Origin of the sequence: Pseudomonas sp. PS1(2021) (assembly GCF_020405165.1) — a bacterium.
GTDB lineage: Bacteria > Pseudomonadota > Gammaproteobacteria > Pseudomonadales > Pseudomonadaceae > Pseudomonas > Pseudomonas aeruginosa.
Window position 1 is genome coordinate 3522852 of record NZ_CP084484.1, and the last position, 13024, is coordinate 3535875.

General features: G+C 66.7%; 15 protein-coding genes. 8 read left to right on the plus strand and 7 right to left on the minus strand.

Annotated elements, in window-relative coordinates; genetic code table 11:
- Nucleotides 1–59: 59 nt before the first annotated feature.
- From LE197_RS16835 to dinG, 3 genes are all read right to left on the minus strand, one after another.
- Complete coding sequence (locus LE197_RS16835; protein ID WP_003159740.1) at nt 60–1205, minus strand: EstA family serine hydrolase; 1146 nt, start codon at nt 1203–1205, stop codon at nt 60–62.
- A gap of 109 nt (nt 1206–1314) precedes the next feature.
- Nucleotides 1315–3588, minus strand: a complete 2274-nt coding sequence (locus LE197_RS16840; RefSeq protein WP_073666633.1) for a beta-agarase — start codon at nt 3586–3588, stop codon at nt 1315–1317.
- A 78-nt stretch (nt 3589–3666) separates the two neighbouring features.
- Nucleotides 3667–5811, minus strand: coding sequence for an ATP-dependent DNA helicase DinG (gene dinG, locus LE197_RS16845; RefSeq protein ID WP_003449010.1), 2145 nt, complete (start codon nt 5809–5811; stop codon nt 3667–3669).
- A 129-nt stretch (nt 5812–5940) separates the two neighbouring features.
- On the opposite strand from dinG, the gene LE197_RS16850 reads away from it, so the two are divergent.
- The gene (locus LE197_RS16850; RefSeq protein ID WP_004348547.1) at nt 5941–6405 is read left to right on the plus strand and encodes a CopD family protein; all 465 of its coding nucleotides are present in this window, start codon (nt 5941–5943) and stop codon (nt 6403–6405) included.
- Nucleotides 6406–6443: 38 nt separating this feature from the next.
- On the opposite strand, the gene LE197_RS16855 is transcribed toward LE197_RS16850, so the two are convergent.
- The 3 genes from LE197_RS16855 to LE197_RS16865 form a co-directional block, all read right to left on the minus strand.
- Nucleotides 6444–7253, minus strand: a complete 810-nt coding sequence (locus tag LE197_RS16855; RefSeq protein WP_003082021.1) for a hypothetical protein — start codon at nt 7251–7253, stop codon at nt 6444–6446.
- Nucleotides 7246–7545, minus strand: a complete 300-nt coding sequence (locus tag LE197_RS16860) for a DUF1145 domain-containing protein (RefSeq protein WP_003082018.1) — start codon at nt 7543–7545, stop codon at nt 7246–7248. Before LE197_RS16860 ends, LE197_RS16855 begins: the two co-directional genes overlap by 8 nt.
- 115 nt (nt 7546–7660) lie before the next feature.
- On the minus strand, nt 7661–8293 hold the full coding sequence (locus LE197_RS16865) for an OmpA family protein (RefSeq protein WP_003082015.1): 633 nt from the start codon (nt 8291–8293) through the stop codon (nt 7661–7663).
- A gap of 130 nt (nt 8294–8423) precedes the next feature.
- On the opposite strand from LE197_RS16865, the gene LE197_RS16870 reads away from it, so the two are divergent.
- From LE197_RS16870 to LE197_RS16885, 4 genes are all read left to right on the plus strand, one after another.
- Nucleotides 8424–8921 carry a DUF6231 family protein gene (locus LE197_RS16870; protein ID WP_003086343.1) on the plus strand — a complete coding sequence of 166 codons (498 nt, stop codon included), beginning with the start codon at nt 8424–8426 and terminating at the stop codon, nt 8919–8921.
- Between the two features lie 2 nt (nt 8922–8923).
- Nucleotides 8924–9397 carry a YchJ family protein gene (locus LE197_RS16875; RefSeq protein ID WP_003082003.1) on the plus strand — a complete coding sequence of 158 codons (474 nt, stop codon included), beginning with the start codon at nt 8924–8926 and terminating at the stop codon, nt 9395–9397.
- Nucleotides 9397–9714 (plus strand): hypothetical protein, encoded by a 318-nt coding sequence (locus LE197_RS16880; protein WP_003086341.1) that lies wholly within the window; start codon nt 9397–9399, stop codon nt 9712–9714. The genes LE197_RS16875 and LE197_RS16880 overlap by 1 nt, the downstream gene beginning before the upstream one ends.
- 82 nt (nt 9715–9796) lie before the next feature.
- The gene (locus tag LE197_RS16885) at nt 9797–10417 is read left to right on the plus strand and encodes a trimeric intracellular cation channel family protein (protein WP_003081997.1); all 621 of its coding nucleotides are present in this window, start codon (nt 9797–9799) and stop codon (nt 10415–10417) included.
- Between the two features lie 119 nt (nt 10418–10536).
- Here the strand turns inward: LE197_RS16885 and LE197_RS16890 are convergent, their stop codons facing one another.
- Entirely contained in the window at nt 10537–11097 is a 561-nt protein-coding gene (locus tag LE197_RS16890; protein WP_226034084.1) for a hypothetical protein, read from the minus strand.
- A gap of 314 nt (nt 11098–11411) precedes the next feature.
- Between LE197_RS16890 and LE197_RS16895 the strand changes: the two genes are divergently transcribed.
- The 3 genes from LE197_RS16895 to LE197_RS16905 all read left to right on the plus strand — a co-directional run bounded on the left by LE197_RS16895 (nt 11412) and on the right by LE197_RS16905 (nt 12922).
- Nucleotides 11412–11906 (plus strand): LEA type 2 family protein, encoded by a 495-nt coding sequence (locus tag LE197_RS16895; protein WP_003081986.1) that lies wholly within the window; start codon nt 11412–11414, stop codon nt 11904–11906.
- A gap of 7 nt (nt 11907–11913) precedes the next feature.
- A complete protein-coding gene (locus LE197_RS16900; RefSeq protein WP_003081984.1) occupies nt 11914–12114 on the plus strand; it encodes an SEC-C metal-binding domain-containing protein in 201 nt (66 codons plus the stop codon).
- A 166-nt stretch (nt 12115–12280) separates the two neighbouring features.
- A complete protein-coding gene (locus LE197_RS16905) occupies nt 12281–12922 on the plus strand; it encodes a glutathione binding-like protein (protein ID WP_003112525.1) in 642 nt (213 codons plus the stop codon).
- Nucleotides 12923–13024: the final 102 nt, after the last annotated feature.

Genomic DNA, 13024 nt, shown 5'->3' on the forward strand with positions numbered 1-13024 from the left:
ATTATTTGGCAATGAAATTTAGCGTCGAGCCGACAAGCGGTTAAAAGTTAACCAACGGATTACAGACACTCCCCCGCGACACGCGCCAGCTGCTGCGCCCGCGGATCCATCAGCACATACGGCCCCAAGGCGTTGCTGACAAAGGAAAAAGCCAGGTCGCGCTCGGGATCGGCGAAGCCGATCGAGCCACCCGCCCCAGGGTGGCCGAAGGCCTTGGAGCCGAGTCCGTAGGTCGCATTGGCCACGCCCGGTTGGTCGAGCATGGTGCCGAGGCCGAAGCGGGTCCGGGTCAGCAAGGTCCGATCCTCGCCTACCGCGTGTTCGTGGGCCAACTGGCCCAGCAGTTCATCTTCCAGCAAACGTCCCCGCAACAGGCCGCTATAGAAGCCGGCGAGCGCGCGCGCGTTGCCATGGCCATTGGCGGCCGGCTGCTGCATGCGTCGCCATTCCGGCTTGTTGGTGCTGGTGAGGATCGACGGCGGATTGGTGAAGGCACGGGTGGTCAGCGCCAATGGCTCGCTCATCATGGTCTTCAGCATGCGCTGGGCGGCAGCGTCGCCGAGGCTGCCCTTGCTCCGTGCCATGTGGGCGACGCGGCCGAACTGGCTGTCGTCCAGGCCGACATGGAAATCCAGGCCCAGCGGTGCCGCGGTGCGCGCCACGATGGCCTCGCCCGGCTCGCGGCCGTCGACCCGGCGGATCACCTCGCCGAGCAGCCAGCCATAGGTAATCGGTGCATAGCCGTGCGCTTCACCAGGCGTCCACCAGGGCTCCTCGGCGGCCAGTGCCGTGGTCATCGCCTGCCAGTCGTAGAGTGCCTCGGCCGGCATCTGCTCGCGCAGCGCCGGCAGGCCGGCGCGATGGCAGAGCAACTGGCGCACGCTGATCGCTGCCTTGCCGGCCGCGGCGAACTCGGGCCAGTAGCGTGCCACCGGCGCGTCCAGTTCGAGCTTGCCCTCGGCCACCAGTTGCAGCACGGCAACGGCGGTGAAGGTCTTGGTGCAGGAGAACAGATTGAGGATGGTGTCGCGCTGCCAGGGCTGCTCGCCGTCCTTGTCCGCGACGCCGCCCCAGAGGTCGACCACCGTCTCGCCACCGACCTCCAGGCACAACGCCGCGCCGCGCTCCTGCGGATTGTCGAAAAGCCGGGCGAAGGCCTCGGCAAGCGGGGCGAAACGGCTGTCACAGTGGCCTTGGGGCGTCATGGGCAAGTTCCGGTGGGAAAGTGGTCGGGGCATTCTTCCAGCCCTCGGCGGCCTTGTGAACCCTGACATAAGAGGGGTTCGCCGCAAGCGGGCGGCGGTGAATGCGCGCTCATGAACCGGCTGAATCCTCGCGCGGCGGCAGAGGCTCGACGGCAGGCATGGACCTGGCCATCGCCGACAGTCGCGACAGGGCGGCAAGGTTGCTTCGGCGCACCGTGTCGACGAAGCCGGCGAACGGCAAGCCCGTGATCCCGACCAGGCCTATATGGCCGTTCTCGCCGTCCAGCAGACGCCCGCTGGCCGGTTGGTCGAGGTACTGGAACCAGTGGGCGCCGACGATATACGGACTCTTCAGCGCCGCCTCCAGGAACGTTCGGTAGGAGTCGCCGCGCGCCCGCTCATTGGCCGCCTCGCTGACACCACCCCAGAACGGACCGCGATCCCGCGAGCCGAAGTGGAACTCGCTGATCAGCACCGGCTTGTCCAGCCGCGCCAGCAGGGAGTCGTCCAGGCCCTGCCCGGGCAACGGCGTATAGAGGTTGAAACTGAGGAGGTCGCAATACCGGGCGCAGGAGGTGATCGCCTCGGGAGTGCTGACGGCGAAGCGGCCGCCGAGCAGGAGGTGGTTCGGTGCGTGCCATTGCAGGGCGTCGCGCAGGGTCTTGAAGTAAGCGTCGGCATACAGCCGGAGGAAGGCGCTGTAGTCCTCGGCGATGGCCGGATGCCCCTCGCCCGGCAGCGGAGCCGCGTAGCCCGGCGCCTCCAGGGCCTCCCAGGCGGCCAGCTCGATGCCCCAGGCCTCGGCCAATGCCTCATGGCCCAGGTACTTGGCTTTCAATTGCTTGACGAAGGCGCGCTTCGCCGGACTGTCCATGGACAGCGTCAAGGCTCCGAAAGCGAGGCCGTAGCGCGCCTGGGCCGAGCCGTCGCGCCCGGCCCAGGCCAGTTCGTTGTCGGCGTAGTAGCCGAGCAGCCAGGGATCGTCGCGGTGGTCGCGAGCAGCGATGGCGATGACGCGCTCGGCGGCCATGGCGAAGCGCGGGTCGAAGGGATCGGGCATGGCTCCCCACCAGTCGAAACCGCTGCTGACCGTGGCGTAGTCGCCGGCGATCGACAGCGGCAGGCTGTAGGGCATCCGCGTCTGTGCGGCGAGCGCCGGATCGCTCCAGTTGCCGAGGCTGTTGAAACCCCATGCCGAGAGGCGCTCCAGGGTGCGCTGGCGCCATTCGCCGGCGAGCTGGTCAGCACTCGCCTGGGGAGCGATGCGCTGGCGATTGGCACCGAGGAAATCGAACCAGCGACCATGCCCGAAGCGCCGCCCGGCCTGCGCGGCGACGCCGCGGCGGTCGTCGCCCTCACCGAAGAATGCGGCCAGCGGCTCACCCTCCGCCGGCAGTTCGGCGAACATCGGCTCGCGTCCTTCGACGTAGGTCCGGCTGCCGTCGGCGGTCACCGCATTAACGCCCAGCGACCAGAACGGATGTCCTTCCGGAGTAACCAGCCACCAGCGCCCGCCACGTTTTTCCGTGCGGAAGAAACCGCTGGCTTCGAACACCGGCCCACCCAGCAGGCCGCCGAAACGGTCGCGCGCCGGTGTCTGCCGTTCCCAGTCGCGGAGCTGTGCGGCCTCGGCCGCATAGGCGCTGCGCAACTGTTCGTCGGAACGAATCTTTTCCGGCCAGTCGGCGCGGCTGTACTGGCCATAGCAATCGATCAGGCCGGTCAGGATGCTCCGCTCCACCGCCCTCCCTGTGCGTATGCCGAAACGTCCGAGCAGGATACTCTGGGGAGCTTGCGGCGAGCGCAGGGACAGGCTCAGCGCTCCGACCCTGGCGCGGTCCAGCGAGCCCTCCACGCGTGGCGCCAGCAGCACCCGCTGGCCTTCGACCATCTGTGGCATCGGCGGCCCCGCACGCATGCCCAGAGCCTCTGGCGAAACCGCCCGCAACGGCACCAGCAGGGTCTGCGGCGGGCCTGCCGGTAGCTCGATGGATGCCTGCAGCCCCGGCGCGCCCTGCTCGCCCTCGATCGCGACCTCCAGGGTCATGTCCCAGCTCATCGCGTTCTGGATGCGCAGGCTCACGTAGTCCGCTGCGGACCAGTCCCAACGGCCCAGCGCCGGACTCATGCGCAAGGTGGGCCGTTGCGCCGGGCTGAAGGTGACGCGACGGAGAATGTCGCCCTCCGGGGTGGCCTCCGCCGTCGCGCTGGGCAGGTCGGCATCCTCAAGGGTGATGCCGACCACGGCCATTGGCTTGACGAAGTTGAACAGTACCTGCTGGATGTCGCTCGCCGCCAGCGGCGTGGCCACCGCGAGCAGGCCGAGAAGCAGGGGAAGATGCCAACGCGAACGGATCATGAAGCCTGTTTTCCTTAACTCCATCCCGGCCTGGGCAAATGCCGGGAATTCCTGATGCGGCTCGGACGTGAAGGCTGGCGCCCTCCCGCGCAGGCCAGCGCGTCAGGCGATTTCCCGGCGGAACGGCGGCAATGCATTGAGGATAGCCTTGCCGTAGCGCTGGGTGACCACGCGGCGGTCCAGCAGGGTGATGGTGCCGCGGTCCTGCTCGGTGCGCAGCAGCCGCCCGCAGGCCTGGACCAACCGCAGCGAGGCGTCTGGCACGGCGATCTCCATGAACGGATTGCCGCCGCGCGCCTCGATCCACTCGGCCAGCGCCGCCTCCACCGGGTCGTCGGGTACCGCGAAGGGAATCTTGGCGATCACCACGTGTTCGCAATAGGCCCCCGGCAGGTCCACGCCTTCGGCGAAACTGGCGAGGCCGAAGAGCACGCTGTCCTCGCCGTCGTCGACTCGCGACTTGTGCTTGTTCAGGGTTTCCTGCTTGGACAGGTTGCCCTGGATGAACACCCGCTTGCGCCAGTCGCGGTCGAGACCGTCGAAGACTTCCTGCATCTGCTTGCGCGAGGAGAACAGCACCAGGCTGCCGCGCGCGCCCTTCACCAGTTCCGGCAGCTCGCGAATGATCGCCGCGGTGTGCTCGGCGGCGTTGCGCGGATCCGCCTTGAGGTCGGGGACCCGCAATACCCCGGCCTCGGCATGGTGGAAGGGGCTCGGCACCACCGCGGTGACCGCGTTGCGCGGCAGGCCCGCGCGCATGCGGTAGCGGTCGAAGGTGCCCAACGCGGTCAGGGTCGCCGAGGTCACCAGCACGCCATAGGCGACGTTCCACAGGTTGCGGCGCAGGGTCTCGGCGGCGAGGATCGGGCTGGCGTTGGCTTCGATGTCGTAGAAGCTGCCGCTCTCGGCGAGGGTCAGCCAGCGCGCCATCGGCGGGCTGTCCTGCGGGTCCTCGCAGGTGAAGGCGGTCCACAGTTCCCAGTTGCCCTGGGCGCGCGCCAAAAGACTACCGAACAGCGGGTACCACTCCTCCGCCTGGTGGCTGGCGATGCCGCCGGCGCCTTCGCCGTCCATCGCCTCCTTGAGGATATCGGTGAGGCGGGTGAACAGGTCGGTCAGCTTGGAGAAGCCTTTCTTCAGCTCGATGCCCATCTCGCGGATATGCTCGGGGACCACCCCGCCGACGAAACGGTGACGCGGCCGCTCGCGACCTTCCATGTCCTCGCCGGCGCGGAAATCGCCGATCTCTTCGCAGGCGGTGAACATGAACTGCTGCTGGGTCTTGATCTCCCGGGCCAGCTCCGGCACCTGTTCGATCAGGCGGCCGAGGTCGCCCGGCAGCGGGTGCTGGGCGAGCAGCTTGGTGAGGTTCTTGGCGACCTGCTCCAGCCAGTCGGCGGTAGCGCGCAGGCGGGTGAAATGGGCGAAATGGCCAATCGCCTTGTCCGGCAGGTGATGGCCCTCGTCGAACACGTAGAGGGTCTCGCGCGGATCGGGCAGGATGGCGCCGCCGCCCAGGGCCAGGTCAGCCAGGACCAGGTCGTGGTTGGTGACGATCACGTCGACCTTGGTCATCCCTTCGCGCGCCTTGTAGAAGGCGCACTGCTGGAAGTTCGGGCAATGTCGGTTGGTGCACTGGCTGTGATCGGTGGTGAGCTGCGCCCAATGCGCGTCGTCGATCGCCTCCGGCCAGCTGTCGCGGTCGCCGTCCCAGCGGTTGCCGGCCAGGCGTTCGATCATCTGGTTGAACAGCTTGCTGCTGGTCTCGTCGACATCGATGTTGAAACCGTCGTCGGCGAACAGTTGCGCCGTCGCGCTCTGCGCCTGGCCTTCCTGCAGCAGCACGTCGAGCTTGGACAGGCACAGGTAGCGCCCGCGGCCCTTGGCCAGGGCGAAGCTGAAGGCCAGCCCGCTGTTGCGCAGCAGGTCGGGAAGATCCTTGTGGACGATCTGCTCCTGCAGGGCGACGGTCGCGGTGGCTATCACAAGGCGCTTGCCACTGGCCTTGGCGCAGGCGATCGCCGCCAGGCTGTAGGCCACGGTCTTGCCGGTACCGGTTCCGGCCTCCACCGCGACCACCGCCGGCTCGCCCTCGCGGTGCCCCTCCTCGTCCTCCTTGATCGCGCCGAGGGCCTTGGCCACTTCGGCGATCATCAGGCGCTGGCCATAGCGAGGCTTCAGCTCCTTGGCTTCGAGAAAGCGGGTGTAGGCACCCTGGATCTGGGACTTGAGTTCGGCGCTGAGCATGGAATTCCTGGGCCCGGCGCGCAGCGGAAGACGAATCCGCCGGCGCGCCATAGCTGGATAAATTTTCAGTGGTTCGACAGGGCGGCTATGATAACGCGCTTCGTCACAACCGCCAGCGGAGATCGCCGAATGCCCCCCTACGCCCTCGTCTACGCCCTGCATGTCCTGGCCGCCCTGGTCTGGGTCGGAGGCATGTTCTTCGCCTGGACGATTCTTCGTCCGGCGGCCGTCGCCGCGCTGGAGGCCCCAGCCCGCCTGGGCCTGTGGCTGGAGGTGTTCCGCCGTTTCTTCCATTGGGTCTGGGCTGCGGTGATCCTGCTGCCGATCAGCGGCGTCGGCATGCTGCACCTGAGCTTCAACGGTTTCGCCGGCGCGCCGCGCTACGTACAGGTAATGATGGGGCTCTACGTCGCCATGCTGGCACTGTTCCTGCGGGTGCAGGCGCTGCAAGTGCCGGAACTGCGCCGCGCGGTGCAGGCCCAGGACTGGCCGGCAGGCGGGCAGGCGCTGGGGAAGATCCGCCGCACCGTCGGCTTCAACCTGCTCCTCGGCCTGTTGCTGATAGCCCTGGTAGCGGCACGCCCGAGCCTCTGAACCGGCGATGCGCCGGAAGCCGTGCTGCCGGCCTCTCCTCAGAAGCGCACGACGTCCAGGCTGCCGTCGCTGCCGTTGGTGCCGTTCGCGCCGTCCTCTCCGCTGCGCCCCGCACGACCGGCATCCACCGAGTAGATCCAGCAACCGGTGGCGTTATCCGCCGCACCCGGTTTGCCGGCCTTGCCTCCAGCGCCGCCGACGCCGCCTTGCAGACGGGTTTGCAAGCGCTCCAGAGGAAAATCGCCCGGCACTTCCAGACGAATCCGACCGCCCGCCCCGCCCGGACCGCCGTCGCTTCCGGATTGGCCGTCGCCACCTTTCAGCGCGCTGCCCCAGAGGCAGCCGGAGGCCTTGCCGGAAGCCCCGTCCAGGCCATCGTAGCCTGGAGCGCCGACGCCACCGCGGGCGTCCAGCAGCAGGCTTTCCACCTCCACCGCCTGCAGGCGCAAGGTCAGGTCGCGGCCGTTACCGGCGCTTTGCCGGAAGGTGCCGGTCGCGCCGGGCGCGGAAATGATGCTGCCATCGGCCAGGCGGCCGCTGACGACTTCGATGCTGATTCGCTCCTCGCCTGGCGCCACGCCGATCCGGGCGTTCTTCGCCATGTGCAGTTCCTCGATGCGCAGGACGCTGACCTCCAGCGGAATCAGCAGGGCGGCATCCTCGCCGATCTCCACTCTGCGCAGGCGCAGCTCCTGGGCCCGCTTGGGCAGGCGCATCACCGAGTTCGCCTGCACCTTCACGGTTCCGCCGATACCCTGCTGGCGTGCCGGCGGCGCCTCGGCCGAAAACGCGGCGCCAGCCCAGGCCAGGGGAACGACCAGGAACAATCCGAGCATGGCCTTACGCATGATCGTCCTCCTTGTCCTGCGGTAACTCGCTGGCCGGGCTCAACGCCGGCAACGCAAGCATGTGGAAGACCCCGAACAGCAAGACCTGGAGACGATCCAGCCAGGGATGCGCGCGCGCTTTCAGGCGTCCTCCGAGGACGAGAATCTCGATCAGGTGGATCAACAGGATCAGGCCGCCGGCTATCGACAACAGCCAGTTCAGCGGATAGGCGAACGGATGCAGCAGATTGACCAGCACCGCGCCCCAGAACACCAGGGTCACGAGCTTGCCCAGCCCGAGAAACGCTTTCATGGAACTCCCCCCAAGACATCGTGTGCGGGGGAACATACTCGCCAGCCCGCCGCGGCGCCAGCCATGAACGAAAACGGGGGCTTCGACGCCCCCGTTCTGCTCCGCGCCGCCTGCGTCATTCGCGCTTGATGAGGATTTCCACCCGGCGATTCTCGGCCCGCCCTTCGCGAGTCTTGTTGTCGGCGACCGGCTGGCTTTCGCCCAATCCCTGCACGCCGACGATGATGCTCGAAGGCACCCCGGCATCAATCAGATAGTTCGCAACGGCATTCGCGCGCCGTTCCGACAGCTTCTGGTTGTAGGCATCGGAACCGACGCTGTCGGTATGCCCGGTGATACTCAGGCGCGTACTGGCCGCCTCGCCTTTCAGGCGTTCGGCGATGCCGTTGAGCTTCTCGCTGTCGGCGGCGTCCACCTTCGACGAATCGAAGGCGAAGTGCAGGTCGCGCACGACAATGGTTTCTTCCTTGACGACGGGAGGCGGCGGCGCGACTTCCTCGACCGGCTGCGGAGGCGGCGGCGCGACCTGTTCGCCGGCACCGTGCACCCAGCAATAGGCGGCACCGACGCCACCGCCGATCAGGGCGCCCCAGCCGGCCCAGCTGCTGCTTTCGATCGCGCCCAGGCCGGCGCCGGTAACACCACCGACCGCCGCACAGGTCGGCCAGTCGCTTTTCTGCAACCCTGCGCAACCGGTCAGCAAGCCGCTGACCAGAATCAGGGGTAAAGCGGTCCTCGTGATGCTCATTGGAACTCTCCTCGTGGATCGGTTGTAACCGACAAATAGGGAGTAAAGACCCCAGCCGAAAAAAGCGCCAGCACTAGGCCATGCAGGCGCTTCAGGCTAGTCTTGGCGAATCCCAGGAGAGTGTTTTCCCATGAGCGAACCGATTTCTCCCCGCACCCCGCAGCAGGCCCTGGCCGCGTTGCTCGCCCGCTACGCGCCGAAGCGCTTGCTGCTGGTCGGCGCCAGCCGGCTGCCGGCGGTGGAGGCCTTCATCCACAACCATCCCCAGTGCCAACTGGCGCACAGCCCGGCGGCGGCATTGCCCGCCGAACTGGCCGGCCAGCGCTTCGACCTGGCGCTGTTCGTCGATTGCCTGGAACACCTGCCGCAGCGCACCGGTCTGCAGTTGCTCGCGGGCGTGCGCAACCTGAACGCCAGCCGGGTCGCCGTACTGGTCGACCTCGAGGCCAGCGACTGGCAGGAAACCGACTTCTTCGCCCTCGCCATGCAGAACAGCGAACGCTTCCAGCGCGAAGGCCAGACGCTGACCCTGTACACCTACGACCTGTACGAATACAAGCAGGTCCCCGATTGGCTGAACGCCAAGTTCTGGGCCAACCCGGAAAACTTCGGCAAGTACTGGTGGTAACCATGACCCAACCCTCCTGCCCCTGCGGCAGCGGCGACCCGCTCGACGATTGCTGCGGCCGCTATCACCAGGGACATCCCGCGCCTACCGCGGAAGCCCTGATGCGCTCGCGCTACAGCGCCTACGCCCTCGGACTGGTGGACTATCTGCGCGACACCACGCTGCCGGCGCAACAGGCCGGCCTCGATCTCGACGGCATCCGCGCCTGGAGCCACGGCAGCACCTGGCTCGGTCTGGAGGTGGAAAACCACGAGGTGCTCGGCGGCCAGCCGGAGCATGCGCGAGTCACCTTCGTCGCGCGCTGGCACGACGCCGACGGGGAACATGCCCATCGCGAATGTTCCGGCTTCGTCCAGCGCAACGGTCGCTGGTACTTCCTCGATCCGACCGTGGCCCTGAAACTCGGCCGCAACGATCCCTGCCCCTGCGGCGCCGGCGGCAAGCTGAAGAAATGCTGCGGTCCGTGGATCACCTGATGCATTCGCTCGCCAGCTATATCCGCGCCATCCATGCCCTGCCCTCGCCGGTCTCGATAAGCGATGCGCAGGTCGAAGAGCAACAGCGCTGCGAGGACGGCGTCGAGATCCACAGCTGCGAAGCGCTCTACCGTTTCGACAACGGCGTGCGCCTGCGCCAACACTGCGAGCGCGACCTCCTGCCGAGCAGCGGGGCCTGCGAGGAATGCTGGATCGGCTACGAAGTGCTGGATTCCGCCGGGCGGGAAATCAGCCCACGCTACAAGCACTTCGTCAACGCCTGCCAGGAACGCTTCTGGTTGCGCATGCACGCCTGAGATGCTGCGCCAGGCTGCGCGGTTTGGGCGTTGACGAGCGCTCGGGTAGAATGCGCAGCCTTTTCATCCGGGCCCCATCCCCATGCTGCTGACCGTGCTCTACATCATCGCCATCACCGCCGAAGCCATGACCGGTGCGCTGTCGGCCGGCCGGCGCAGCATGGACCTGTTCGGCGTGGTGCTGATCGCCTGCGTCACCGCCCTGGGCGGCGGCTCGGTACGCGACATGCTGCTGGGCCATTACCCGCTGACCTGGGTCCGTCACCCGGAATACCTGGCGCTGACCGCAGTCGCCGCGCTGGTGACAGTGTTCATCGCGCCGCTGATGCGCCACCTGCGCTCGCTGTTCCTGGTACTCGACGCGGTTGGCCTGGTGGCCTTCACCCTGATCGGCTGCCAGGTCAGCCTGGAAATGGGCCACAGCCTGCTGATCGCGGCGATCAGCGGGGTGATCACCGGGGTGTTCGGCGGCATTCTCCGCGACATCCTGTGCAACGACGTACCCTTGATATTCCGCCGCGAACTCTATGCCAGCGTGTCCTTCGCCAGCGCCTGGTGCTACCTGATCTGCGTGGAGCTGGAACTGCCTTCCGAGCAGGCGATGCTGATCACCCTGTTCAGCGGCTTCCTGTTCCGCCTGCTGGCCATCCGCTTCCACTGGGAAATGCCCAAGTTCGTCTACCAGGACGATTTCGACCACTGAAGCAAGCGCCTGCCCCCTGGCCGACGCGTTCCTCCAACCCCTCGCCAGTCCCCGATGCCACGGCCTCGCGACGCGGTTATCCGCCCCACGCCCTGGCTTGTCGCAGGCCACTGCCCGCCTCAGTCCTGCAGGCGCAGGTGGCTGGTGTCCGGAGCCGGAGCCGCTGGCTCGGAGCGTGCCTGGCCCATGTCGCTACCGACCGGGGCGACGCTGAAGCGGCTCAGGTCGAGTTTCGGCGCCTCGGCTTCGGCCTTGGCGTCCTGTAGGTCGGCGCCTACCGGAGCCAGGCCGAAATCCGGCGCATCGACCTCGGCGAACGCCGCCATGTAGCCGTCCCGCGGCGCTACCTGCAAGCGTCCGGCGGGCGCGCTGGTACCAGTAGCGGCGCGGGTCTGCGGGGCCTCCACGGGAGTCGTCTGCGCAGGCGGCGGCGCCATGACCACCTCCTCGACCTCCAGCTCGGCGACCACGGCGATCGCTCCCGCTCGCTCCAGCACGCTGCGGTATTTTTCCGCGGAGGCGGCATCGAGGTTGTTCTTGATCACCACCCGGCGGCCGGAGAACAGCAGTTCGATACGCTGCGCGTCGGCCTGGAACAGCTTGGCCAGGTTGGCCTTGACCACCTCGGGACGGGCGCCGGCGACCAACTGGCCGGAAAAGGCGATTTCAAAGCGGCTCATTGGCATCTCTCCGAGTGAAGGGCCGCTCGGCATGGCGGCCCTGGCGTTTCGTCGAGCGATTGTACCCATCGACAGCCACGCGTGGAGTGACTGGGTCCGGCAAATCGGCCGGCGGGTCCGTTCAGGTTAGCCGAGCCGGTCACGCCAGCCGACGGGAAGACTTGCACGGGCGTACGCGCTTCTCCATGCTCCCCCGACTGCGCTATGGGAAACATATGGACACAGGCCTGTACCTGAAACATCTTTCCTCTATACAACAATAAGTTGCAGCACAATCACTGCTTGTTAAACTGGGGCGTCTCGGGGGGAATAGCATGAATTACCAGGCGCAAATGATAAGAATTATCAGCCTAATAATGGCGTGGGGAGTTCTCTCCCATCTCTCGGGCTGCAGCTGGATGACCGGCAGCTTCGAAGACCCCGACGTCAAGCTGCTGAAGGTGGAAGTGGTCAAGGCACGCTTGCTGGAACAGGAGTTCGTGATGCGCTTCCGCATCGACAACCCCAACGATTTCAGCCTGCCGGTACGCGGCCTGCAGTACGCCGTGCAACTGAACGACATCCAGCTCGCAGAAGGCGAGTCCGGCCAGTGGTTCACGGTTCCCGCCCACGGCCACGAGGTATTCGACGTGCCGGTGCGAACCAATCTCTGGCGCCACATGAAATACATCGTCAAGCTCCTCGAGCGTCCCGAGGAGCCGATCCGCTACCGCCTGCAAGGCGAAGTGAAGACCGGACTGATGTTCGGCCGCAGCGTGCACCTGAGACGAAATGGCGAGATAATTCCCGGCGATTTCATCCCAGAATAGGTCCACCATGAGTCAGGAACCCCACGTACACGGCCCGAACTGCAACCACGACCACGATCATCATCACGATCATGGCCATGGTCATGTCCATGGTCCGCACTGCAACCACAGCCACGAGCCGGTGCGCAATCCGCTCAAGGCCGTAGGCCGCAACGATCCCTGCCCCTGCGGCAGCGAGAAGAAATTCAAGAAGTGCCACGGCGCCTGACCCTTCGCACGCGCCGGCATCCGAAGGCCCGCTGAGCAGCGGGCCTTTTCGTTGGCGCGCCACCAGCCCCGCCGGGGCGTCATGCGCGACAGCGGTTTGCATCGAACCTAGGTTCCTGGCGTAGAGTCTTCCGTTCGTAGCCCATCGACGAGCCGGAGACGCACCGATGATCGACCTGTACTACTGGACCACCCCGAACGGCCACAAGATTACTCTTTTCCTGGAAGAAACCGGCCTGCCCTACGCCATCCATCCGATCAACATCAGCCAGGGCGACCAGTTCCAGGCGGATTTCCTGAAGGTGTCGCCGAACAACAAGATTCCCGCCATCGTCGATCGCCAACCAGCCGACGGCGGCGCTCCCCTGTCGCTGTTCGAGTCCGGCGCCATCCTGCTCTATCTCGCGGAAAAGACCGGACGCTTTCTCGCCAAGGACCTGCGCGCGCGCCAGGAAACCCTGCAGTGGCTGTTCTGGCAGATGGGCGGGCTGGGGCCGATGGCCGGGCAGAACCACCATTTCAACCGCTTCGCCCCGGAGAAGATTCCCTACGCCATCGACCGGTACGTCAAGGAAACCGCGCGCCTGTACGGCGTTCTCGACCAGCGCCTGGCGGACCGCGCCTTCGTCGCCGGCGACGACTACAGCATCGCCGACATGGCCATCTATCCGTGGATCGTCCCGCACCAGTGGCAGGAGCAGGATCTCGCCGACTTCCCGCACCTGCAGCGCTGGTTCGAGAGCATTCGCCAGCGTCCGGCGACGCAACGCGCCTATGCTTTGGTGGAGCGCATCAATCCGCCGAAGTAGCGAGTCCCGAGCCGGCCTGCGGACGTCCTCGCGGACGACCGCAGGCGGAGCTTGCGCAGCCCTGCGCTCCTCACTAACGTAGCGCCTCTCGACGCGACCACT

Coding starts and splice junctions, on each gene's coding strand:
- LE197_RS16835 (WP_003159740.1), bottom strand. CDS start 1,205: ATGACGCCCCAAGGCCACTGTGACAGCCGTTTCGCCCCGCTTGCCGAG.
- LE197_RS16840 (WP_073666633.1), bottom strand. CDS start 3,588: ATGGAGTTAAGGAAAACAGGCTTCATGATCCGTTCGCGTTGGCATCTT.
- dinG (WP_003449010.1), bottom strand. CDS start 5,811: ATGCTCAGCGCCGAACTCAAGTCCCAGATCCAGGGTGCCTACACCCGC.
- LE197_RS16850 (WP_004348547.1), top strand. CDS start 5,941: ATGCCCCCCTACGCCCTCGTCTACGCCCTGCATGTCCTGGCCGCCCTG.
- LE197_RS16855 (WP_003082021.1), bottom strand. CDS start 7,253: ATGCGTAAGGCCATGCTCGGATTGTTCCTGGTCGTTCCCCTGGCCTGG.
- LE197_RS16860 (WP_003082018.1), bottom strand. CDS start 7,545: ATGAAAGCGTTTCTCGGGCTGGGCAAGCTCGTGACCCTGGTGTTCTGG.
- LE197_RS16865 (WP_003082015.1), bottom strand. CDS start 8,293: ATGAGCATCACGAGGACCGCTTTACCCCTGATTCTGGTCAGCGGCTTG.
- LE197_RS16870 (WP_003086343.1), top strand. CDS start 8,424: ATGAGCGAACCGATTTCTCCCCGCACCCCGCAGCAGGCCCTGGCCGCG.
- LE197_RS16875 (WP_003082003.1), top strand. CDS start 8,924: ATGACCCAACCCTCCTGCCCCTGCGGCAGCGGCGACCCGCTCGACGAT.
- LE197_RS16880 (WP_003086341.1), top strand. CDS start 9,397: ATGCATTCGCTCGCCAGCTATATCCGCGCCATCCATGCCCTGCCCTCG.
- LE197_RS16885 (WP_003081997.1), top strand. CDS start 9,797: ATGCTGCTGACCGTGCTCTACATCATCGCCATCACCGCCGAAGCCATG.
- LE197_RS16890 (WP_226034084.1), bottom strand. CDS start 11,097: ATGAGCCGCTTTGAAATCGCCTTTTCCGGCCAGTTGGTCGCCGGCGCC.
- LE197_RS16895 (WP_003081986.1), top strand. CDS start 11,412: ATGAATTACCAGGCGCAAATGATAAGAATTATCAGCCTAATAATGGCG.
- LE197_RS16900 (WP_003081984.1), top strand. CDS start 11,914: ATGAGTCAGGAACCCCACGTACACGGCCCGAACTGCAACCACGACCAC.
- LE197_RS16905 (WP_003112525.1), top strand. CDS start 12,281: ATGATCGACCTGTACTACTGGACCACCCCGAACGGCCACAAGATTACT.